Annotated in this window: 19 protein-coding genes; all 19 read right to left on the bottom strand. The window is 63.3% G+C overall.

Annotation, left to right across the window (positions count from 1 at the left end; all coding sequences use genetic code 11):
- Nucleotides 1-2: 2 nt before the first annotated feature.
- Nucleotides 3-1,877: a putative porin gene (locus tag P6U23_RS05805; RefSeq protein ID WP_407178614.1), complete on the bottom strand. Its 1,875-nt coding sequence runs from the start codon at nt 1,875-1,877 to the stop codon at nt 3-5.
- Between the two features lie 49 nt (nt 1,878-1,926).
- On the bottom strand, nt 1,927-2,727 hold the full coding sequence (locus tag P6U23_RS05800; RefSeq protein ID WP_407178613.1) for a TonB C-terminal domain-containing protein: 801 nt from the start codon (nt 2,725-2,727) through the stop codon (nt 1,927-1,929).
- A complete protein-coding gene (locus P6U23_RS05795; protein WP_407178612.1) occupies nt 2,724-3,014 on the bottom strand; it encodes a hypothetical protein in 291 nt (96 codons plus the stop codon). Before P6U23_RS05795 ends, P6U23_RS05800 begins: the two co-directional genes overlap by 4 nt.
- Before the next feature lie 227 nt (nt 3,015-3,241).
- Complete coding sequence (locus P6U23_RS05790; RefSeq protein WP_024506329.1) at nt 3,242-3,646, bottom strand: biopolymer transporter ExbD; 405 nt, start codon at nt 3,644-3,646, stop codon at nt 3,242-3,244.
- A 4-nt stretch (nt 3,647-3,650) separates the two neighbouring features.
- Entirely contained in the window at nt 3,651-5,687 is a 2,037-nt protein-coding gene (locus P6U23_RS05785; protein WP_407178611.1) for a DUF2341 domain-containing protein, read from the bottom strand.
- A complete protein-coding gene (locus tag P6U23_RS05780; protein ID WP_407181344.1) occupies nt 5,687-7,363 on the bottom strand; it encodes a ShlB/FhaC/HecB family hemolysin secretion/activation protein in 1,677 nt (558 codons plus the stop codon). The genes P6U23_RS05785 and P6U23_RS05780 overlap by 1 nt, the downstream gene beginning before the upstream one ends.
- 251 nt (nt 7,364-7,614) lie before the next feature.
- Nucleotides 7,615-8,592: a FecR family protein gene (locus tag P6U23_RS05775; RefSeq protein ID WP_407178610.1), complete on the bottom strand. Its 978-nt coding sequence runs from the start codon at nt 8,590-8,592 to the stop codon at nt 7,615-7,617.
- Nucleotides 8,593-8,669: 77 nt separating this feature from the next.
- Nucleotides 8,670-8,984, bottom strand: coding sequence for a hypothetical protein (locus tag P6U23_RS05770; RefSeq protein ID WP_407178609.1), 315 nt, complete (start codon nt 8,982-8,984; stop codon nt 8,670-8,672).
- A gap of 82 nt (nt 8,985-9,066) precedes the next feature.
- A complete protein-coding gene (locus tag P6U23_RS05765) occupies nt 9,067-9,609 on the bottom strand; it encodes an RNA polymerase sigma factor (protein ID WP_407178608.1) in 543 nt (180 codons plus the stop codon).
- Between the two features lie 157 nt (nt 9,610-9,766).
- A complete protein-coding gene (locus tag P6U23_RS05760; protein WP_407178607.1) occupies nt 9,767-10,489 on the bottom strand; it encodes an energy transducer TonB in 723 nt (240 codons plus the stop codon).
- Nucleotides 10,486-11,274: an STN domain-containing protein gene (locus tag P6U23_RS05755; RefSeq protein ID WP_407178606.1), complete on the bottom strand. Its 789-nt coding sequence runs from the start codon at nt 11,272-11,274 to the stop codon at nt 10,486-10,488. Before P6U23_RS05755 ends, P6U23_RS05760 begins: the two co-directional genes overlap by 4 nt.
- Before the next feature lie 137 nt (nt 11,275-11,411).
- The gene (locus P6U23_RS05750) at nt 11,412-11,870 is read right to left on the bottom strand and encodes a hypothetical protein (RefSeq protein ID WP_407178605.1); all 459 of its coding nucleotides are present in this window, start codon (nt 11,868-11,870) and stop codon (nt 11,412-11,414) included.
- Nucleotides 11,871-11,929: 59 nt separating this feature from the next.
- Entirely contained in the window at nt 11,930-12,664 is a 735-nt protein-coding gene (locus P6U23_RS05745; protein WP_407178604.1) for a serine protease, read from the bottom strand.
- 200 nt (nt 12,665-12,864) lie between these two features.
- Entirely contained in the window at nt 12,865-13,572 is a 708-nt protein-coding gene (gene rpe, locus P6U23_RS05740; RefSeq protein ID WP_407178603.1) for a ribulose-phosphate 3-epimerase, read from the bottom strand.
- Nucleotides 13,565-14,533 carry a CbbX protein gene (cbbX, locus tag P6U23_RS05735; protein WP_407178602.1) on the bottom strand — a complete coding sequence of 323 codons (969 nt, stop codon included), beginning with the start codon at nt 14,531-14,533 and terminating at the stop codon, nt 13,565-13,567. Before cbbX ends, rpe begins: the two co-directional genes overlap by 8 nt.
- A gap of 98 nt (nt 14,534-14,631) precedes the next feature.
- On the bottom strand, nt 14,632-15,042 hold the full coding sequence (locus P6U23_RS05730; protein WP_407178601.1) for a ribulose bisphosphate carboxylase small subunit: 411 nt from the start codon (nt 15,040-15,042) through the stop codon (nt 14,632-14,634).
- An 87-nt stretch (nt 15,043-15,129) separates the two neighbouring features.
- Complete coding sequence (locus tag P6U23_RS05725) at nt 15,130-16,590, bottom strand: form I ribulose bisphosphate carboxylase large subunit (protein ID WP_407178600.1); 1,461 nt, start codon at nt 16,588-16,590, stop codon at nt 15,130-15,132.
- Between the two features lie 53 nt (nt 16,591-16,643).
- Nucleotides 16,644-17,729, bottom strand: coding sequence for a class II fructose-bisphosphate aldolase (gene fba, locus P6U23_RS05720; protein WP_407178599.1), 1,086 nt, complete (start codon nt 17,727-17,729; stop codon nt 16,644-16,646).
- 41 nt (nt 17,730-17,770) lie between these two features.
- The gene (tkt, locus tag P6U23_RS05715) at nt 17,771-19,789 is read right to left on the bottom strand and encodes a transketolase (RefSeq protein ID WP_407178598.1); all 2,019 of its coding nucleotides are present in this window, start codon (nt 19,787-19,789) and stop codon (nt 17,771-17,773) included.
- Nucleotides 19,790-19,819: the final 30 nt, after the last annotated feature.

Below are 19,819 nucleotides of genomic sequence, written 5' to 3'. Positions count from 1 at the left end.
GATCAGAACCGGGCGTTGACGTCGACCAGGAGCACGTCAACGGCATAGGGAACGCCGCCGATATTGTTGGCGCTCATCCAACGCAGCGAAGCCCAGACGTTTTCGCTGAGGCCGAGATTGCCGCCGAGGAAGTAGCCCTTGAGATTGGTGCCGCCGAGCCCGAAATCTGAATCCACGAACGCATCGATCATGGCGTCGGACTCCAGATACTTGTAGCCCGCATGGACGTTCCAGTCCCAGAGATGCTTGATCTCCTTGTTGCCTACGGTGATCTTGCCGAGCCAGCCTTGATTGCCGCCGGTGAATGGTCCTGGTACGCGATTGGCCGGATTTGGGCTCGGCCCAAAGTTGTTCCAGAGGAGTCCCTGCGCCGCAAGGCTTTGCATGTAGGCCTTGTTGAAGGCCGTATTGACCACATATTCGCCGTCCAGAATGATGTGGACGGGATTGAACTCGACGATGTCCAGCTCGGCGCCGACGACGGCCGGCCTGAACTGGCTGGCGAGACCAAAATATTGATACAGCCCGGGTCCCTGGCCGAAATTGTTCGCTGAGATCGATGCGATGTTGCGCAGCGGAAAGTAGCTGTTTCCTTTCTGCGCGAAGGATGGCCGGGTGTAGTCGGTGTCGCAAACATCGGATGCCGACGTCACGGTACAGACGCTCGATTCCTGTCCCTGCACGCCGCTGAAATCGTAATAGGCCGCGGCGAGTCGGAAGGAATAGTCGGCGTTGAACCTGGCGTCGAAGCCGACCTGACCGCCAAACAGCCACTTGTCGTGGCTCGGCAGCTTGGTCGGCGCGCCGACCCCCTGCGTATCGAGATTGATGCCGGCGTTGAAGTCGGTGTTGAAGACCGGAGCCGCGCCAATGACCGCAAACGGCGTGTAACCTTCAGCCACTTCGTGCTTCGCCTGGATTGCAAAGCCATCGAAGCCAATCTCCTTATACCAGACGAGGTCCGTCGGCGACCAAAACGGATTGTCGAAGCGGCCGGCGGAGATCGAGAGGTCTTTGTCCCATGTGGCGTAGTTCAGATAGGCACGATCAAGCCACAAGGAGTACTTGGAGAAGTTGCCGCCGCTGTTTCCCAACGTTTGGTTGGTGGACACTGGCGAACTGCTGTCGCCGGTCGCGATGCGAAAGCCGGCCGTAAAGCCGGATGTCAAGTCCGCCTCCATGCCCAATCGACCGCGGAGCTTGAATTGGTCACGGTTCTGCGTCGCATTATAAGTGGGCCACCAGGTGCCGTTGGCCCCGCTGATATCGTAGGGCGAACCAGTGTTGATCGCATTGAAGTTGATCGCGTCCGCCTGGTCGTTGCCGGCCGGGAAGTAGCTGCCCTGATAGCGCATGCGCACGTCGCCATAGAAATGGATGCGCTGCGCCCATTCCGGATAGGCGCCGGGCGAGGCCCAGTTTTCCTTCTCGGCCTTGGCCATGACCTCCTTTTTGATCTCGTCGCGCAACTGCTGCTTGACGATCTCGGGCACGTAGGTGACATGGCGCGTTCCCGGTGGCTGCGCCGCAGCGGCCGCGGCACTCGCCGCTTTCGTGGCATCGTCGGCTTTGGCACTGGCGTCCTTGGCCGCCTGCCGCGCCACATAGGCCTCGTCCTCGGCCTGCTTGATCAGGTCGTCGGCCTGGTCCTGCTTCAACACGCCTTGCTTGACCAGCAGGTTGACCAGATTGACGGTCGCGTTCGGAGAAGTCGGCTTGGTGCTCGACACTTTCGGCCGCTTCGAGTCGGCCTGTTTCGCCGGCGCGTCAGGATCCCTCGCGCTTTGGCCGAACGCCGGCGACGCACAGGTGAGCGCACAGAGCGAGACCGCGACCGGAATTGCGCGCCAATCTGCGTCTGTCTTCTTCCTAAACATAGAACCCCCAGTTATCACGACACATTTCTTGTTGTTGGATTGCCCCTGATCAGCCTTGCCGCCGCGCGGTGACGCGGGTGTTGATCGGCATCGGCATATCCTTCGGCGGCGGCTCGCGCAGCGTGAGGCTAGCGAACACATCGTTGCGGATCACGGCGTCCAGTTCGGCATCGCCGGTTGAAGAGACCAACTGGATTTTGCTGACGCGCCCCGAACTGTCGGCCCACAATCGGATCTGCACCTGCATCACCGCGTTGCGGGTCTTTGGATTGGCACGCAGTGCCGCCTCGATTTGCGTTTGCACCATGGAGGCGTACCAGCCGAAGCGGCTGCCGCCGCCTCCGCCTCCATAGGGACTGCCGCCCGGCTTGCCGCCGAGGTTGAACAGATCGCCTGGGCCAACAGCCTTGGCATCGAGCGACAGCGGCCCGGGCGGCTCCTCGTTCTTGGCGTCCTTGACTGGTTCATCCTTCGGCTTTTCGAGCGGCTTGTCTTCCTTGAACTCCTGCTCCGCCATCTTCGGCTGCTCGATCATCTTCTGCTCGGGCGGCGGTGGTGGTGGCGGAGGTGGCGGCGGCGGCACGATGTTGACGATGGTGAGCTCACGCACCTGGCGCGGTGGCGGCATGTCGTCATGGCCGAAGAAGAAGTAGCCGGCGCTGCCAAATAGAACGGCGAGCACCGCCAGCCCGGCGCCGTAACGCAGGTAGGAGCGTCGCTCGCGCCCTGGCCGCGGCGGATTTGGCGCAACGCCGGGATCAAGCCCGGTCTGCGGACTGTCGGGCACGGCCGTTGAGGCGGCGTCGCGGCGCGCCATGAAATGCTCTTGGTCCCTGGCCAAGCGGCTCATGATGCGGCCTCAAGCCTTGCGGACGTCCCGAGCTTCTCGCCGAGATAGTGCAGCACGAAACCAACGACGATATCGAAATCGGCGGTCCTGAGAGACACCGTCGTGCTCGGCGCCGCCTCGATCGCTACGTGAAAGCCGGGCCACTCCCGGCAAAATTCCACATAGGCGGCCTGGTCGATCGTCAGGCGAGCTTGCGCGCCGCGGGCGATCGTGAGCAGCAGCGGATCGCCATCCAGATCCGCATCGCCAAGGCGGCTGCGCAGAGTATGTGCCAACCTGACCAGCACCGCTTCGCCGCGAATTGGAAACGGTAGCACCGCGGTGCCGCACTGTTCCGAAGCATCAGACTGAGCGGAACGACCGAACGCAGGGGATGCGGTATCTTCATTCCGACGCCCAACGCACCTTGAGCCCACTGCAAGCACAATCTCGCGCAGCCGCGACCACAGGGTCCGGCGGGGCGCGCGACCGTGGAGCGACAATTGCGTGATCTCGGCGGTCCGCATCGGTTCGGTCATTTCACAAGCGGTTTCGTCGCAAGCCCGACCTGGGTGAGGCCGATGCGCCCCAGAAGGTCCAGCACATCCATCACGCTCTGGTATTGCGCCTGCGCATCGCCGCGCAGCACGACCGGGAATTCCGGCGTGAGCGCCTTCTGCTGGATCAGCCGCTGCTCGAGCTCGGGCAAGGTGACTGGAATGGTGTCCAGGAAGATCTTGCCGTCGTTGGCAACCGTGATCGCCTTCGTGGTCTGGGTCGCAAGGCTCGGCGCGGCCGAAGCCTTGGGCAGGTTGACCTTCTGGCCCTGCACCGTCGCCGTCGTCATGATGATGAAGATCACCAGAAGCACATAGGCGAGGTCCAACATCGGCGTGATGTTAATGTCGTCATACGGCTTGGCTTCGCTCTGGATCTGCATCGCGCTACTCCGCCGCCATCTGATGCGGCATCGGATCGGGCCGATCGGCGGAGTAGTACTCGGCCATCTTCGTCACGAACTCGTCGACGAAGACCTGGATGTCGGAAGTCAGATCCTTGATGCGGGAGATCAGGTAGTTGTAGCCGAACAGAGCCGGGATCGCGACGCCGAGGCCCGCGACGGTGGCGACCAGTGCGGCCGCGATGCCCGGCGCGATGGCGTTGACGTTGACATCGCCGCTGGCCGCGATCGCCGCGAAGGTGATCATGACGCCCACCACGGTGCCGAGCAGGCCGAGGAACGGGCCGCCGGAGATCGCGATGGTCAGAACCACCATGAGGCGGTTGAGGCGCTGCATCTCCTTGACCACGCCGCTGTCGAGCGCGGCGCGGATGGCCGCGATCGAAGCGGCCGAGAGCACCAGCGGCCCGTCGCGTCCATCGAAGCGGTGGCGAAGTTCGGCAGCACCGATGTGATAGATGCGGTAGAGCGAGGAGGCCCGCATCATCTTGGCATCTGCCTCGGTCAGCCGTCCGCCAAGCGTTGAAACCTCGTCCGCATCGCCGCGATCAAGCATGGTGAGATCGGCCGCGATCTCGCGAAAACCCTTCATGAATTGCGCGTTCGCCTTCGCCTGCTTGTTCAGGTAAGAGGCCTTGTCGACCATCACGACCCAGCTAATCGCGGCCATCACAAGGAGCAGGCCGATGACCACCCAGCCGTCGAGAGTGACCGATTTCAGGATCACCGCGAAATAGCCCGACAGCCAGCTCGCGGTTTCCTCATCGACGCTGAAGGACATCAGCTTCGAGGATTCCGGACCTTGCTCGAGGGCAGCAAACCTAACGAAGCCCGCCGGACGCGCGGCCTTGCTGATCTGCAGTTCATCGATATCGCCGACGTAGCCGGCCATCTGCCCTGCAGCCGGAGCGGCCGCAGCCGCCGCATCGGGCGCCGGTGCAGCGGTGGCGCCCCCGTCCGCGGCCGCCGCCCCGGGGCTGTCAGGTTGGGCGGCCGCGGCAGGCGCCGTCGCCGGCGAGGTCGGGGCAGCGCTGGAGGTCGACGTGTCCCCCCCGACCAATGCGACAGTGTTGAGCGCGGGTATGGCTGCATTCAGCGACCCATAGGGCGCGCCGTCGAGATAGACCGTGATCTGCCGGTTGCTCGCGAGCACAGCGAGATGATGCCATCCATTCGGCGCGACCGGTGCACCGGCCCCGCTCCGCTGCACGCTGCCCGCATTGGTGACCTCGACGAATGGAGCGCCGTTATCGAGCCCGATCACGAGGGCATTGGCGCCATCACGGCGGCTGTAGACGGCCGCACTGGGCTGCAGCGCCGCCGGCTTGATCCAGGCGGACCAGGTGAAGGCGGAATTGTCGGCAAGCGCGAGCGATGGCGAGGCGGGCAACGTCAGCGGCTTGGTCCCATCCAGACGCAACCCGGTGCCGATCAGCGCGCCTTCAGCCGGCTGTCCCGCACTTTGCGCATTGTTGGTCCATACCGACGAGTCGAGGGCCGGCGTGCCCCGCTCGTTGAAGTGATAGACCAACAGCATGTCGGGATCATACGTTCCCTTCGCGTCAGCGACGGATACCGCTTTCTTGTTGCCGTAGTAGAGCCAGATGTCTGTCTTGGCGCCGGGCGCAAGATTGGGGACCGCGACCCAGACCAGCCCCTCCGCGAGCAGCGGGTCGTAGCGTTCGATGTGAAATTTCAACGGCGTCTTGTCGTCGCCAGACACGAAGCGCAGATCGCTGCCGTCATCCTTCGTCGCAGCGAAGCGAAAATTGCCGGCATGCAGCCGCACCAGCACGGCCGTGCTGCCGATCTGATCGGTGATGTTGCCGCCGGCCGCGCTGGTATCGATGGTGATCTTCTTGCGAAGCTGCCACTCGTCGTTCCACCAGGCCTTTGCCGGCGATGGCGACAGCGTCATCGCGGCCACAAGGCCCAACAGCAAGCCAGATACAGCCCTCGCAGCCTTCCGCCGAAGCGAGGCGCAGCACGCGCGCAACACGATGTCCCAGCCCATTGTCATCAGAATTCACCCCAGATCCGGAAATTCACGCGCGGGTTGTTGGCGCGGGTGTAAGCCTGGCTGATCATCGGCATCGAGCCGACGACCATGCCGTTGATGTGATCAAAGAACTTGAAGCGTGTGCCGAGCCCGTAGCTCCACTCCTCGAAGTGCGACACCTGATCGGGAAGCGGCTTAAGCACCATCGCCTGGCCTGCATCGGTGAACACGAAGAAGCGCCATTCGTTGAAGGTGTTGAAACGCGGCGCTCCCTGGCCGGTCTCATTCTTGAGATTCTTTTGCAGGACGTCGCCGACGTCGGGGCTGCGCAGCTCGATCGAGCCGGCCACGCCGTTGTCGCCGAGCACCTCGGATTCCAGATAGCCGCGAACGGTGTCGAGACCGCCGAGGCTGAACTGCTCGCTCGATACCAGCGGCCCGTCGGCCAATTGGCTCTGCACCTTGCCGTAGAGCTGGACGCCTTCGGGCAGTTCCTGGGTATGTGAAACGTCGAGGTTGAAGTGCGTGAAGTTGGGCGAGGCGTTGAAGCGCTTGTTGTCGAATTCCTGGAGCGAGCTGCTCGGCGTCCGCAGATTGTAGGTGAGCGACGCGTTCATCTGCGTCGTTGATTTGTCGAGCTGAAAGGTCGCACTGTAGCTCGCGACCATCGGATAGTAGGTGACCGGCGAAGAGAAACCGTCGGTCCCCAGGCTGACCGTCTGATCAAAATGCTTGAAATCGGCGCCGATCGAGAGCGTGTGGAACAGGTGATCGCGCGTCGGCAGCGTGATGACCGCACGCTCGCCGACGATCTCGCCGGGGCCGACCACGTTGGTGCCGCCGACGGTCGCGACGCTGCTGTCCGACTTCACGCCGTAGGTCAGGAAACTCAGCCAATCGACGCCGGGCACGCGCGCCAGATAAGAGGCCGAGAAGACCTCGGCATCCTTCCGCCGCTCCGGCGCGACCTGGTAGGTGAAGCTGAAGGAGTGCCCGAGTTGCCAGAGATTGTCGTAATGCACCGTCCCAACGATGCGCTCCGCCGTGGTGCTCGGCGACTGCCGATTGTTGAGTTCGAGGCTGCCATGAATGGGCGCGGTGTCCTCGACGTTGAGATCGACGTCGACCGTCCCCGGGGTCACGCCAGCGCGCAGTGCCGGGGTCACCCGGCGGTCGGGCCACTGATTGAGCGAGACGATGTCCTTGGTGACATCGCCAAAATTAGGCACAGTCCCCTCTTTCAGCGAAGGCGCGCCCTGCTTGATCTTGTCGAGATCGAAATAGCGCGAGTTCTTGACCCGCAGCCGGCCGACCTTCAGCTCCGTCACCTTGAGGATCACCGTGCCGCCGGCCACGTTCTGTTGCGGCACCGCGACGCTGACCGTTTGAAGACCCTTGTCGTGATAGGCCTTTTCGAGCGCCGCGCGCGCCTTCTCGACATCATCAGCGGTCCTGTTGGGACCGAGGAATGGATAGATCGCCTTCTCGATCTCGATCTGCGGCAGCGCGTCCGCTCCCTGCACCGCGAAATCGTCGATATCGAAATGTTGCGCCGGAGCAGCCTTCTGTGTCGACGCGCCGCCTTTCTGGGCAGGGGCAGCCGGCTTTTGCGCATCCGCCGTATCCGCCGCAGGGGTTGCGGCTTCGGCCACCTGCCTTGCGGCAGCCGGAGCGGTCGCCGCGAGACAGCCCATCATGGTCGCCGCAGCCAGATGCAGCGAAGGCCGGCTTTGACGCCGCGGATTACTGTTATTGCCGGTTCGAATTCGCACTTGCAGTCGCTCGTTTTCGGAGGGCGCGCGCGAGCACGGCAGGAACGCCGCCTTCGTGTGGCCTTATTCCAAAGACGACCGGCAGAGTGCTAACCCGCAAATTTTTTTGCAGGACGCAGAAAAATTTAATGGTCTTTTAGGAAGTTGCGGAAAGGCGGGCGCATCGCCTCTGCCGCTCAGCTCAGGAGTACGACGCCGCCCGGCAGGTGGGTGATCCTGGCGCCAAAGAGCTGCTCGACCTGGCCGACGAAATTATCGAGCTTATCGAGCTGAAAAGTGCCGTTGACGAGCCGGCCCTTGAGATCGGAGCTGGTGATGATGATTTTTCCAGACCGGTAGCGATTGATCTCGTCGACGACGCTGGCCAGCGGACGATCGCGAAAGATCAATAGTCCCGTCTGCCATGCCGATACCTGGCCGACGTCGACGGCGGTCGAGGGCTGCAATCCGGCATCCGAATAGCTGACCTGTTGCTTCGCCTCGAGCTGCACGGACTTGCCGCCCTGCTCGACGGACACTATGCCGTCGATGCAGGTCACCGAGACGACCCGATCGAAACACCGCGCGTTGAAGCTGGCCTGGGAGGCTGTCATCTGGCCTGTCCCAGCCAGCATCACCAGCGGCTTCGACGAAGATGTCTTCGCGGCGACCGAAGCCTCCCCTGAGATCAGCTCGATCCGGGTCTCATTCGGTACGGGCCGCAAGGCGATGCTGGTCTGCGTGTTCAATTCCAGCGAGATATCGGGCGTCACCAGGACCTTGCGCTGCTCGCCCTTCCCAGTCCGGTAGTCGGCCGACAACTCCTCGAACGAAGGCCACAGCCCAAGCGGAGGCCGCACGATGACGTAGCCGGCCGCCGCGGCAACCGCTCCGGTCAGGATGGCGCGACGCGCGAGCAGTGGGGGAGTACGCTGGACCAGCACCGCGCCGCGGGCGGCCTGCTCGGCATTGAGCTCTTGCGCCGCAATCCCTGCGTGATGGTAAAGCCGCGCCGCTGCCCTGAAAGCCTCCTCATGCGCCTCGCTTTGCCGGCGCCAGCGTTGCAGCGCGTCCAGGTCAGCCTGCGTCGGCGCTCCGGTCTTGAGCCGCACGATCCAGTCGAGCGCTTCCTCGATCAGCGGATCACGCGCCGATGTAGGGGGCATGATCATCATTGAATGCTCATTGCCTTACCAGCCAAACGAAAGCCCCCGCGCCGAGGAGTGCATGAGGATTGGACCGGACGATCGTGTCAATTCGGGAGATCAATTGCAGGCAGCCGCCGCCCAACAGCCGCAGCGGGCAGCGCCGACAGGATATCTTTCGGTTCGCCGCGATTCACCTCAACGACCAAATTGATGGTTGCGCTTTTGCTGCCCATCGCAATTGCCTTCCCGATATCGCCGCAATCTATGTTGCCGCTCCATTCAAATGCCTGCAGAGGCTCCACGTCCACCGAGTCACCGCAGGCCCTCTTCTGATAGACGATCGAACGCTGCTGATCCCGCAGAAAAACCCTACACCAGTGGAAAAATCCAGCACGACTTGAGCCGGCGACTTCGGCCAAACAGCCTGCCTCGCGCTCCCGGCCCTGAGGTCGGCCGCAAGGCCGGCAGACGCGAAGCCACACCGCCACGTCGCCTACTTGGTTATGAACGGGGGCGCGGGCCCCCAAGACGACGGATCAACTTGTAGTCAAGACAATCCGCACAATGGGTCACTGCCAGCTTCAGGTCGCTCTCGATGGTGCGGAGGCTGACGCCGAGGCGCGCGGCGACCTGCTGCGCAGACTGCCCCTCCACTGAGATGCTGTACAGAACCTCGCGCGGGCGCGCCGGCAGTCCGGCCAGCGCCCGCTTGAAGGCTTCGATCTCCGAGCGCGCCTCGACAACCCGGGCCGGGTCCGGCTTTTCATCGGAGATGTCGAGCAACGCATCGACTTCCGCGGGGCTTACACGGCGATTCTGCGCCTTCCGGCGGTCCTTTGCGATGTTGATCGCGATCCGGAAAATGTAGTCCGCCGGGCTGCGGACCGGCGCAGCGTCCGTCACCCGATCAAGCCGCAGGAACGTCTCGTGCAGCGCCTCGTAGGCGAAATCCGACGACCCTAAGCGCCTGGTCAGCTTCCTGACGAGATTCTCGTAGTTCTCGACAAGCTGGCCGCGCAATCGCACGCGGTTGATATCAGCCACGTCTTGCTAACCCCCACACGCCGTCCCCGCGAAGCTTAGGCCTCGTCCCCCGGACGGATTTGTTCGTAACGAGCGTGCACAACACATTTATGACGGTACGCTGCAACCGCGAAATATGCCGCGGGCCGTGGTGAGCCGTATCAGTATCGGGTAGACCTCAGGACGGTTCGAACACCAGCGTGGTTTCGACAGTCAATGGATCCGGCAGGTCGGAGGGAACGGCTGGCAGCGGTTGCGCTCGCCAGATCGTATCCACGGCTTCCTTGTCAAAGATCGGCTGTCCCGAACTGCTTCTGACCCAGACCCCCAGAACCGTCCCATCCCTTCGCATCGAGAATATCGTATCGACCGATCCATAGAGCCGTTCGCGGCGGGCCGCCTTGGGATAACGCTGATAGCGCGCGACGTGGCGCAGCAGGTCCTGCCTGAACTTGATGGCGGCGACATTGGGCGGACCATCGGAGGCGACCGGGCGACTGATCACCGCCGGAGCTTCCGCGGCGGCGGGCGCGGAGGGCACCGGCGTGACGGCGGCATCCTCGATGGGCTTATCCGGCCGGTCCGCCGCATCATCGGTTTGCGCGGCAACGCGCGCGAGGCTGGGCGGCGAGATTTCCGACACCGGAACGGGCTCGGGGCCCGGACGCGGCAGCAGACGGACCTGAACCGTCGAAGCCTGGTCCTGCCCCGATCGGCCCGACGGCAACTGCCATTTGATCCAATAAATCCCGCCAACGAAAAGCATGGTGACGATAATCGGCGCGAGCAGCAGGCGAAGCACCTCGCCCCAGGCCCAGGCGCTGGGATCATCAGGATAAAAAGGTGAGGCTGTCGAGATCATCCGGACGGCCTGCTCTCCGCCGGGCTCGCCGGATTTCATTGTGCGGACCTCACGACAATGGCCACGCGCACCGGCTGCGGCATGTTGGCCGGCGCCGGACGGCTAATGACAACGCCGTGCAGCGCCGCCGCCACGGCGGCGTCGCGATCCGCATCGCCGGTCGATTGGAAGAGCTGGGTGCGCTGAATGGTCCGGGAGGGATCGATCCAGAGATCGAGAACGGCACGATAGGTCCCGCCGCGGGTCCTGGCGTTCTTCTGCAGTGCTCTTTGAATATCGGCCTGAATGCTCTCGCTGTAATCGCGCAGCGAGCTTCGGTCATCTTCCTCACCGCTCGCACGCACGTGGAGTGTACCCAGCGACAGATCCGCGCTGGCGAACGGGCTCGCTGGAGGGATGTCCCGCTCGGAAACCCGGGGGGCAAGCGTAATGGCATCCGGCCGCGTGTAACGGACAGTGAGATCTGTCCCGGTCAGCAGCCGGTTCAGCGCCTCTTCGCGCGTGAAGCTTCCGTCCACCGCAATCGACCGCTGGCCGGCGGCGGCGCGGCTTTCGTAGAGAACCTGCACGCCGGCTTGCTCGCCGTAGCTTTGCAGCGCGTTCGCCAAGGGCTGCGAGGGGATGTGGAACACGATCGGCGCGGGGCTTTCGGCCGGCTGGCGCTCCTGCGCTGCCGCCGCGTATATTCCGGCGATCACCAACGCAGTAGAGGCGCCGATCAGTCGTCGCCGCTTCAGCTCGCGGCTCTCCCGGGCGCTTCGGACGGGATCCCCGCCGAGACAACCACCTGGACCAGATATGAATGTGTCGATCGTCATCATCATCGCGCGTCGATGGCTTGGCCGGCGATCATTATCGGATCGAAAGACCGGATGGAAGGGACCTCCAGAGCACGCGCGCCGCGACCCACCGGCGCGATCGTCGCGCGAGGGATGACCATCGAGCGAGGCTCACACACTGCTCACTTCTTGAGATTGAGCGAGAAGCGCAGGTTGAGAGGCTGCAACATTTCCGGCGGCGGTGCTTCGCCGATATTGCGGCGGGTGAGAATGGTCCGCAGGTCGGCGTCGGCCTGCGCGTCCGTCAGCGGCGCGAACGAAACCCGTTCCACCGTGCCGTCCGGATTGAGCCAAGCTTTTACAACCATCGAGGGCGGCAGGCCGTCTTCCTGCCCGGCGTGCTCCTTGATGTAAGCGCGGAAGCGATTTGCCGCCGGGTCGTCGGCCTCGATCCAGCTCTCGAAGCGATACTGCACGAGCTTGGCAAATTGCGCCCAGGATGGCGGCGCCTTGCCCGGTTCACGATAGTCGAGGCTTTGCCCAAGTGCGCTGACCGAAACGAGCGCGCACAGGCACAACAGCAAAACGCTCAGCGCCGCTGCCGGTTTTCGCGGCAGCATCAATGAACCAAACACGAACATCTCAGGAAGGGCTCCGGCCTATACCGCCTCACGGCAAGGATATCAGCCAGATTGCCTGCTCAATTTTGCAGGCAAGTGACACGCGCCGAAATCGAAGCGGCCCGGTTGGCGCGCGGCGAACTGCCGGCCATCTGCGGCCTGTCGTCCTCCGCGAAACGGATACCGTTGCTGGCAAGAAACGCCTTGGCCTCGGCCGCGCCAACCGCCAGGACGTGGTTGACTCCCGTGCGCCGGCTGATCACGCCCTCGACCAGGCCGCGGCTATCAAGCACGGGCGCGCCGCTGGCGCCGAATGTGGCGTCGGAATCGATTCCGATGTAGCCTGTCTCACCTTCCCCGGAACTCGGGCTGATAGTGGCGTTGCCGAGCATCCCGCCGTGGCTCAGCATCTGCGGCAGCCTGTCGTAGGCGGATACGAACACCATCTCGTTCGCGGCCGTCGTGACGGTGCGAGGAAAGGTGGCAGAAAGTCCGAGTGTCTTGGGCACTTTGATCAAGCCCAAATCGACGCGGTCGGAAAGTGCGAACACGCGAGCCGCAACCCACCGTCCCTCCTTTGTGACGAGGACGCGCGTGCAATCGTCGATCGCGTGTCGCACCGTCAGGAGCGTGCCGGAATCATCGACAAAGAAGGCCGTTCCGCTCTTTTCGCGACGAACGACATCCGGCTCCGGCGGACGCGACAACGGCTGGGCCGGCATCCGCTCATGATTTTGCGCCGGCATCCAGAGCTGCGCTTTAGCCGGTGCGCCAAACGCCGCCAAGGCAGCCAAGATGTAGACGATTCGAACCATGGCACGCGTTGCATATGAATTAAGCGGATCGGTCAAACCATTTGTTGTAACCGGCTCATGACAGATGTGCGACAAACGGCTCGCCCGTGCGGCGCTCACAGGCTCAACGTATAGAAAGCTTAGGATCCACGACTTGAAAAGCCGCAGCCGCGGTGCTGCTGGCAGGTCGGCGTCAAATCTCTCTGGGAAACCGAGGCGAGTCAGCCCGCAGCGGATCGGAGGCGCACGGCCGGGGCGCGACCCCCCTTCGCGGCATTTCGGATGGCGGCAATGTTGTTCGCGTAGTCCAAACCGCCATGCCCACGAAATACGGCGGATCCGGCGACCAGGACGTCCGCCCCGGCCGCGACCGCGGAGGCCGCGTTATCCGGAGTGATGCCGCCGTCGACCTCAAGATGAATCGGCCTGTCGCCGATCATGTTCCGGATGCGAGCGATCTTCTCGATTTGCGAGCCGAGGAAGGATTGCCCGCCAAAACCGGGGTTGACGGTCATCACCAAAATGAGATCGACGCGATCGAGCACATATTGAATGGCGGTTTCCGGCGTCGCGGGGCACAGGCTTACACCGGCTTTCTTCCCCATCGTCCGGATTCTCTGCAGCGAGCGGTCAAGATGCGGCCCGGCCTCGGCATGCACCGTGATGATGTCCGCGCCCGCCTTCGCAAACACCTCCAGATATGGCTCGACGGGCGCGATCATCAGGTGAACGTCTAATGGCTTCGCCGTCAGGGGACGAATGGCCTTGATGACATCGGCGCCGAAGCTGATGTTCGGCACGAAATGTCCATCCATGATATCGCAATGGATCCAATCTGCGCCAGCAGCGGCGACAGAGGCGACCTCCTCGCCAAGTCGGGCAAAGTCCGCGGCGAGAAGCGAGGGAGAAATCAAGATGTCGTCAGTCATTGCGGGCGCTCGTCCCATCCGTCCGCACTTTGGCATCGGGAAATGCGAAGACGCGGCTTGCCAGGATATCGGAGGCGTCAATCGTCTCGAGATCCGCAACGCTTAGCATTCGGTCGAGATCCGATACCAGCCGATCCGCCTGGCGAAGGCGAATGCGGTCGACGGCGTTGCGGATCGAGCGCGCGTTCGAGAAGAACGGCTGTTGGCTGCGCAAGGCAATATACTTGACAAAGGCCTCGCGCGCCGCAGCGCTGAAGCGATAGCCGCGTTCCTGCAACATCAGCTCCGAAATCGCGAGCAACTCCGCTTCCGAATAGTCGGGAAACTCGATGTGATGCGCGATCCGGGAACGGAAGCCCGGATTGCTCGCGAAAAAGCTCGTCATCCGCTCGCCGTAACCTGCAAGAATGACGACAAGATCGTCGCGCTGGTTCTCCATCACCTGCAGTAGGATCTCGATCGCCTCCTGACCGTAGTCGCGTTCGTTGTCGGGGCGATGCAGGTAATAGGCCTCGTCGATGAACAGCACGCCGCCCATCGCCTTCTTGAGAATCTCCTTCGTCTTCGGCGCGGTATGACCGATATATTGGCCGACGAGGTCATCGCGGGTCACCGAGATCACATGCCCACGCCGCACAAAGCCGAGTCCGTGCAGGATCTTGGCCATCCGCAAGGCGACTGTCGTCTTGCCGGTGCCTGGGTTGCCGGTGAACGACATGTGCAGAGTGGGCGGCGAGGCGACCAGACCCGCCTGCTGCCGGATCCGCTCAATCAGCAGCAGCGATGCGATCTGGCGCACTCTGCTCTTGACCGGCTTCAGACCGATCAACTCGCGATCGAGTTCGCGGAGAGTTGCGGTGATGCCGGCCGCTTCGGCTTCCTTTCTTAGATCGAAGCTCGACGGGAACGGCGCCTTGGCCGGGTCCTCGTCCGAGCTTGGCTGATGCGGGCGATCAAGCATTGGCACCTCGAAAAGAAGGGCTCCGCCGCAAGCGGCGAAGCAGTTGGTCCGCGGAGGAGCAAGGGGAGTAAACTCCGTTCCGACGGAATCAGGATTTCTTAGGACAGAGCTTCCTGCTGGGCCGGGCGGCGCTTGGTGGTGTAACGCAGCCCCCGTCCAGCAACCTCTTGCCGCGACAATTCGAACTGCGCCTCCTTCGGCGGTCGATTGACCAGGAAGGAGATCCGAACCGACTCCCAGCCATGGCTCGCATCAAAGCCGCTGAGGCGGATGTAACGGTCGCCATAGACTTTGCGGCATTCGGCAAGCTCCATCATGACGCCGGCCGCATCGGCCAGATCAAACATCGGCAACCCCCACATTTCCCAATAGGTGTTGCGCGGATGCGGATCGTCGGTGAACTCGATATTCACGGCCCAGCCGTTCGCCAGGCAATACTGCACCTGCTTGTAGATCTGATCGTCGGTCAGATCGGGCAGAAACGAGAAGCAGCCTTGGGTCAATCTCATCTTGTCTCTCCTTATCCGCGCATGAGCTTTTGCGGAAAACCGCCACACGCTTTGCGCTAACGCGGCCCTCCGGGTCCGCATCATGCTCTAGACCGCAGCGAGGACCTGCGGCACGAAGTCCGGCGTGTCGGTCGATTGATAGTTGAAGGTCACGTCCTTCCAGACCTCGAGCGCGGCTTTCAACGGCGTGCAGCTCGCGGCCGCCTTGGCGAGGATCTCGGGGCCTTCGTGGACGTAGTCGCGTCCCTCATTGCGGGCGAGGATCATCGCCTCCAGCGCCACGCGATTGGCGGTCGCGCCTGCTGCGATGCCCATGGGATGGCCGATGGTGCCGCCGCCGAACTGCAGCACGACATCTTCGCCCAACAGGTCCAGAAGCTGGTGCATCTGTCCGGCATGAATGCCGCCCGATGCCACCGGCATCAGCTTGTTCAGGCTCGCCCAGGACTGGTCGAAGAAAAGGCCATGCTCCAGCTTCATCGGATTGAAGTCCTCGCGGCAGACGTCGTAATAGCCGCGCGTGGTGTTGGGATCGCCTTCCAGCTTGCCGACCACGGTGCCGGCGTGAATGTGGTCGACGCCGGCGAGCCGCATCCACTTCGCGATGACACGGAACGACACACCGTGCGATTTCTGCCGCGTATAGGTCGAGTGGCCCGCGCGATGCAGATGCAGGATCATGTCGTTGCGGCGCGCCCATTTGGCCATCGACTGGATCGCGGTGTAACCGATCACGAGATCGATCATGATCACCACCGAGCCGAGCTCCTTGGCGAATTCGGCGCGCTCGTACATGTCCTCCATGGTCGCACCGGTCACGTTGAGATAGGTGCCCTTGACCTCGCCGGATGCCGCCTGCGCGCGGTTGACGGCCTCCATGCAATACAGGAAGCGGTCGCGCCAATGCATGAAGGGCTGCGAGTTGATGTTCTCGTCGTCCTTGGTGAAGTCGAGTCCGCCTTTCAGCGCTTCATAGACCACGCGGCCGTAGTTGCGGCCCGAAAGCCCGAGCTTCGGCTTGACGGTGGCGCCCAATAAGGGCCTGCCGAATTTGTCGAGCCGTTCCCGCTCGACCACGATGCCGGTGGCCGGGCCCTGGAAGGTTTTGACATAGGCGACCGGCAGCCGCATGTCTTCGAGCCGAAGCGCCTTCAGCGGCTTGAAGCCGAAGACGTTACCGATGATCGAAGCCGACAGATTGGCGATCGAACCCGGCTCGAACAGATCGAGGTCGTAGGCGATGTAGGCGAAATATTGGCCTGGCGTGCCCGGCACCTCATCGACGCGGTAGCACTTGGCGCGATACTTTTCGCATGCGGTCAGGCGATCGGTCCACACCACCGTCCAAGTCGCGGTCGAGGATTCGCCAGCGACGGCTGCCGCCGCTTCGATCGGGTCGACGCCCTCCTGCGGCGTCACGCGGAACAGCGCAATGACGTCGGTGTCCTTGGGGACATAATCGGGCTCCCAATAGCCCATGCGCTTGTATTCCATGACGCCGGACCGATAGCGCTCTTTGCCGCGTAACGTGCCAGTATGTGCGTTCATGCTGCTCTCCTAGGTTTCTGGGTCGCGGTTCGGATCACTGTTCGACGTGCTGCTCAGGCCGCGGCTGACGCTAAGCTGTCGACGCGCGGATCCAGCTCGCCGGCCCGATAGCGCCGCGCCATTTCGCTCATGGGGATGACCTTGATCTTGCCGGCATTGCCCGCGGCGCCGAACTGCTCAAGCCGTTCGCGGCAGAGCTGGCGCATCGCATCCATTGCCGGTTTGAGGAATTTGCGGGGATCAAACTCGGCGCGGTTTTGCTCAGCGACCTTGCGGAATACGGCCGTCATCGCCAACCGGCAGTCAGTATCGATATTGACCTTGCGCACGCCGCTCTTGATGCCACGGACAATCTCTTCGACGGGCACGCCCCAGGTCTGCGGCATCTGCCCACCGAATTCGTTGAACATGTCCTGCAGCGCCTGCGGCACTGACGATGATCCGTGCATCACCAGATGCGTATTCGGGAGGCGCCGGTGAATTTCCTCGACCACCCGCATCGCCAGGATCGCACCATCCGGCTTGCGGCTGAACTTGTAGGCGCCATGCGAGGTGCCCATCGCGATCGCCAACGCATCGACCTTGGTGGCGCGGACAAAATCGACCGCCTGGTCGGGATCGGTCAGGAGCTGATCGTGGCTCACCTTGCCCTCGACGCCGTGACCATCCTCCTGCGCGCCGCCGCCATGTTCGAGCGAGCCGAGCACGCCGAGCTCGCCTTCGACCGAGGCGCCGACCCAATGGGCGAGATCGACCACGCGCTGGGTGATCGCGACGTTGTAGTCGTAATCGGCCGCCGTCTTCGCATCGGCTTTCAGCGATCCGTCCATCATGACGGACGTGAAGCCGTGCGCGATCGCGCTGGCGCAGGTCGCTTCGTCGTTGCCGTGGTCCTGATGCATGCAAAGCGGGATGTCGGGATACATTCGCTCCAGCGCGTCGATCATGTGCGAGAGCATGATGTCACCGGCATAGCTGCGTGCACCACGGGAGGCCTGGATGATGACCGGCGCATCCACCGCGGCAGCGGCCTGCATGATCGCGAGCCCCTGCTCCATATTGTTGATGTTGAAGGCCGGCACCGCGTAGCCACGATCGGCCGCGTGATCGAGCAATTGTCGAAGGGTAATGCGTGCCACAGGTTTCTCCGTTCAATGATGTTTCGTTGCGGCGCTTACTGTCAGGCTTGTCGTCGCGCGATCGTGCGTCGTGCAGCCTCTGCAATCGCGTCGGCGGTGATGTTGAATTCGCGGTAGAGAACGGGCGCCGGCGCCGATGCTCCGAAGCCGCTCATGCCAACATATTCGCCATCAGTGCCGATCCAGCGCCCCCAGTCGCCAGCGACCGCGGCTTCGACACCGACCCGCGGCGCCGAACCCAGGACGAGCGCGCGGTAATCGGCCGGCTGCTCATCGAACAGCGCGAAACAGGGCGCGGACACCACCGCCGCGCGGATGTGTTCGGTCGCGAGCAGACGGGCCGCATCAAGCGCGATCGCCACCTCCGATCCCGTCGCGATCAAGGTGACGTCACGGCCGCCCTCGGGCGCGACAACGAGATAGGCGCCTCGCGCGACCCTGTTCTTGCCGCGCGCGTCGCTGCGGAAGGTGGGCAGGGCCTGGCGCGACAGGCAAAGCACCGACGGGCGATCGGTCGCCCGCAAAGCGCAGTCCCACGCTTCCAGCGTTTCCACCGCGTCGGCGGGCCTGAAGACAAGAAGGTTCGGGATCACCCGCAGCGCGGCCAGATGCTCGACCGGCTGATGCGTGGGCCCGTCCTCGCCAAGCCCGATGGAATCATGGGTCATGACATGGATGACGCGGATCCGCATCAAGGCCGCGAGGCGGATCGCCGGCCGGCTGTAATCGGAGAAGGCGAGGAACGTGCCGCCGTAGGGAATGAAGCCACCGTGCAGTGCGATCCCGTTCATCGCCGCGGCCATGCCGTGCTCGCGAATGCCATAGTGGACGTAATCGCCGGCGAACTGGCCGGAACGCACCGGATGCTGCGTCTTGCTCTGGGTGAGATTCGAATGCGTCAGATCGGCCGACCCGCCGATCAGGCCCGGGATCGTCGAGGCGATGCTCTCGAGCACGAGCTGGGATGCCTGGCGCGTCGCCAGTTTTGGACGCTCTGTCGCCAGCCGGTCACGCAACTTGACGAGCTCGCGCTCATAGGCACAGGTCAGGCTCGCCGCCCGCCCCTGCTCGAAGCGCTCGCGCTCCGCGGAATCCATCCGCGCGCAACGATCGAGCCAGGCAAGCCGTGCGGATCGGCCACGTTGGCCAATCATCCGCCAGGCGTCCGCGATCGGCTGCGGGACAATGAAGGGCGGGTGATCCCAGCCCAGTTGCTTTCGGGCGGCCGCCGTCTGCTCGGCCCCGAGCGGAGCACCATGAACCTTTTCCGTGCCCTGGCGGCCCGGCGCACCGTAGCCGATGATGGTGCGGCAGGCGATCAGCGAAGGCTGTGCCGTCTCGCGTTCTTCGGCAATCGCCCGCGCGATCGCTTCCGGGTCATGCCCATCGACCCGGCGCACCGACCAGCCCGACGCGGCAAAGCGCTTGAGTTGGTCGTCCGAGGTGGCAAGCGACGTCGGGCCATCGATGGAAATGCCGTTGTCGTCGAAGAGCACGATCAGCCGGCTCAATTGCAGATGACCGGCGAGCGAAATCGCTTCCTGGCTGAGCCCTTCCATCAGGCAACCGTCGCCGGCGATCACATAGGTGAAGTGATCGACAAGATCGTCGCCGTGTCGCGCATTCGCCAGACGCTCGGCGAGCGCCATGCCGACCGCAGTCGCAATTCCCTGCCCGAGCGGGCCTGTGGTGGTCTCCACACCCGGCGTATGGCCATATTCGGGGTGGCCCGGAGTCTTCGAGCCCCACTGGCGGAACGAGCGGATGTCGTCCAGGCTGACATCGCCGCCGGTCAGATGCAGCAGCGCGTAGAGCAGCATCGAGCCGTGGCCGGCAGAGAGGACGAAACGGTCACGGTCCGGCCAGGTCGGATGTGTGGCATCGAACTTCAAAAAGCGCGAGAACAAAACGGTTGCGACATCAGCCATGCCCATCGGCATGCCGGGATGCCCCGACTGAGATTTCTCGACCGCGTCGACCGCAAGAAAGCGCACCGCATTGGCGAGATCACGATGGGTGACCGCATTCAGGTCAGCTTCGGCATGAACCGAGATGTTCATGACACCTCCCTTTGTGTCTTGTTTTCCGAC

Source organism: Bradyrhizobium sp. STM 3562, assembly GCF_045571435.1.
Classification (GTDB): domain Bacteria; phylum Pseudomonadota; class Alphaproteobacteria; order Rhizobiales; family Xanthobacteraceae; genus Bradyrhizobium.
Note: the sequence above shows the minus strand (reverse complement) of the source record. Positions and strands in the feature narration are given on the sequence as shown.

Bases quoted from the DNA above. Each gene is read 5' to 3' on its own strand.
- P6U23_RS05790 (WP_024506329.1), bottom strand. From the start codon at position 3,646: ATGCAGATCCAGAGCGAAGCCAAGCCGTATGACGACATTAACATCACG.
- P6U23_RS05745 (WP_407178604.1), bottom strand. From the start codon at position 12,664: ATGGTTCGAATCGTCTACATCTTGGCTGCCTTGGCGGCGTTTGGCGCA.
- P6U23_RS05805 (WP_407178614.1), bottom strand. From the start codon at position 1,877: ATGTTTAGGAAGAAGACAGACGCAGATTGGCGCGCAATTCCGGTCGCG.
- tkt (WP_407178598.1), bottom strand. From the start codon at position 19,789: ATGAACATCTCGGTTCATGCCGAAGCTGACCTGAATGCGGTCACCCAT.
- P6U23_RS05730 (WP_407178601.1), bottom strand. From the start codon at position 15,042: ATGAGATTGACCCAAGGCTGCTTCTCGTTTCTGCCCGATCTGACCGAC.
- P6U23_RS05755 (WP_407178606.1), bottom strand. From the start codon at position 11,274: ATGATGATGACGATCGACACATTCATATCTGGTCCAGGTGGTTGTCTC.
- P6U23_RS05750 (WP_407178605.1), bottom strand. From the start codon at position 11,870: ATGTTCGTGTTTGGTTCATTGATGCTGCCGCGAAAACCGGCAGCGGCG.
- P6U23_RS05785 (WP_407178611.1), bottom strand. From the start codon at position 5,687: ATGACAATGGGCTGGGACATCGTGTTGCGCGCGTGCTGCGCCTCGCTT.
- P6U23_RS05775 (WP_407178610.1), bottom strand. From the start codon at position 8,592: ATGATGATCATGCCCCCTACATCGGCGCGTGATCCGCTGATCGAGGAA.
- cbbX (WP_407178602.1), bottom strand. From the start codon at position 14,533: ATGCTTGATCGCCCGCATCAGCCAAGCTCGGACGAGGACCCGGCCAAG.
- P6U23_RS05780 (WP_407181344.1), bottom strand. From the start codon at position 7,363: ATGATGGGCTGTCTCGCGGCGACCGCTCCGGCTGCCGCAAGGCAGGTG.
- P6U23_RS05800 (WP_407178613.1), bottom strand. From the start codon at position 2,727: ATGAGCCGCTTGGCCAGGGACCAAGAGCATTTCATGGCGCGCCGCGAC.
- P6U23_RS05760 (WP_407178607.1), bottom strand. From the start codon at position 10,489: ATGAAATCCGGCGAGCCCGGCGGAGAGCAGGCCGTCCGGATGATCTCG.
- P6U23_RS05725 (WP_407178600.1), bottom strand. From the start codon at position 16,590: ATGAACGCACATACTGGCACGTTACGCGGCAAAGAGCGCTATCGGTCC.
- rpe (WP_407178603.1), bottom strand. From the start codon at position 13,572: ATGACTGACGACATCTTGATTTCTCCCTCGCTTCTCGCCGCGGACTTT.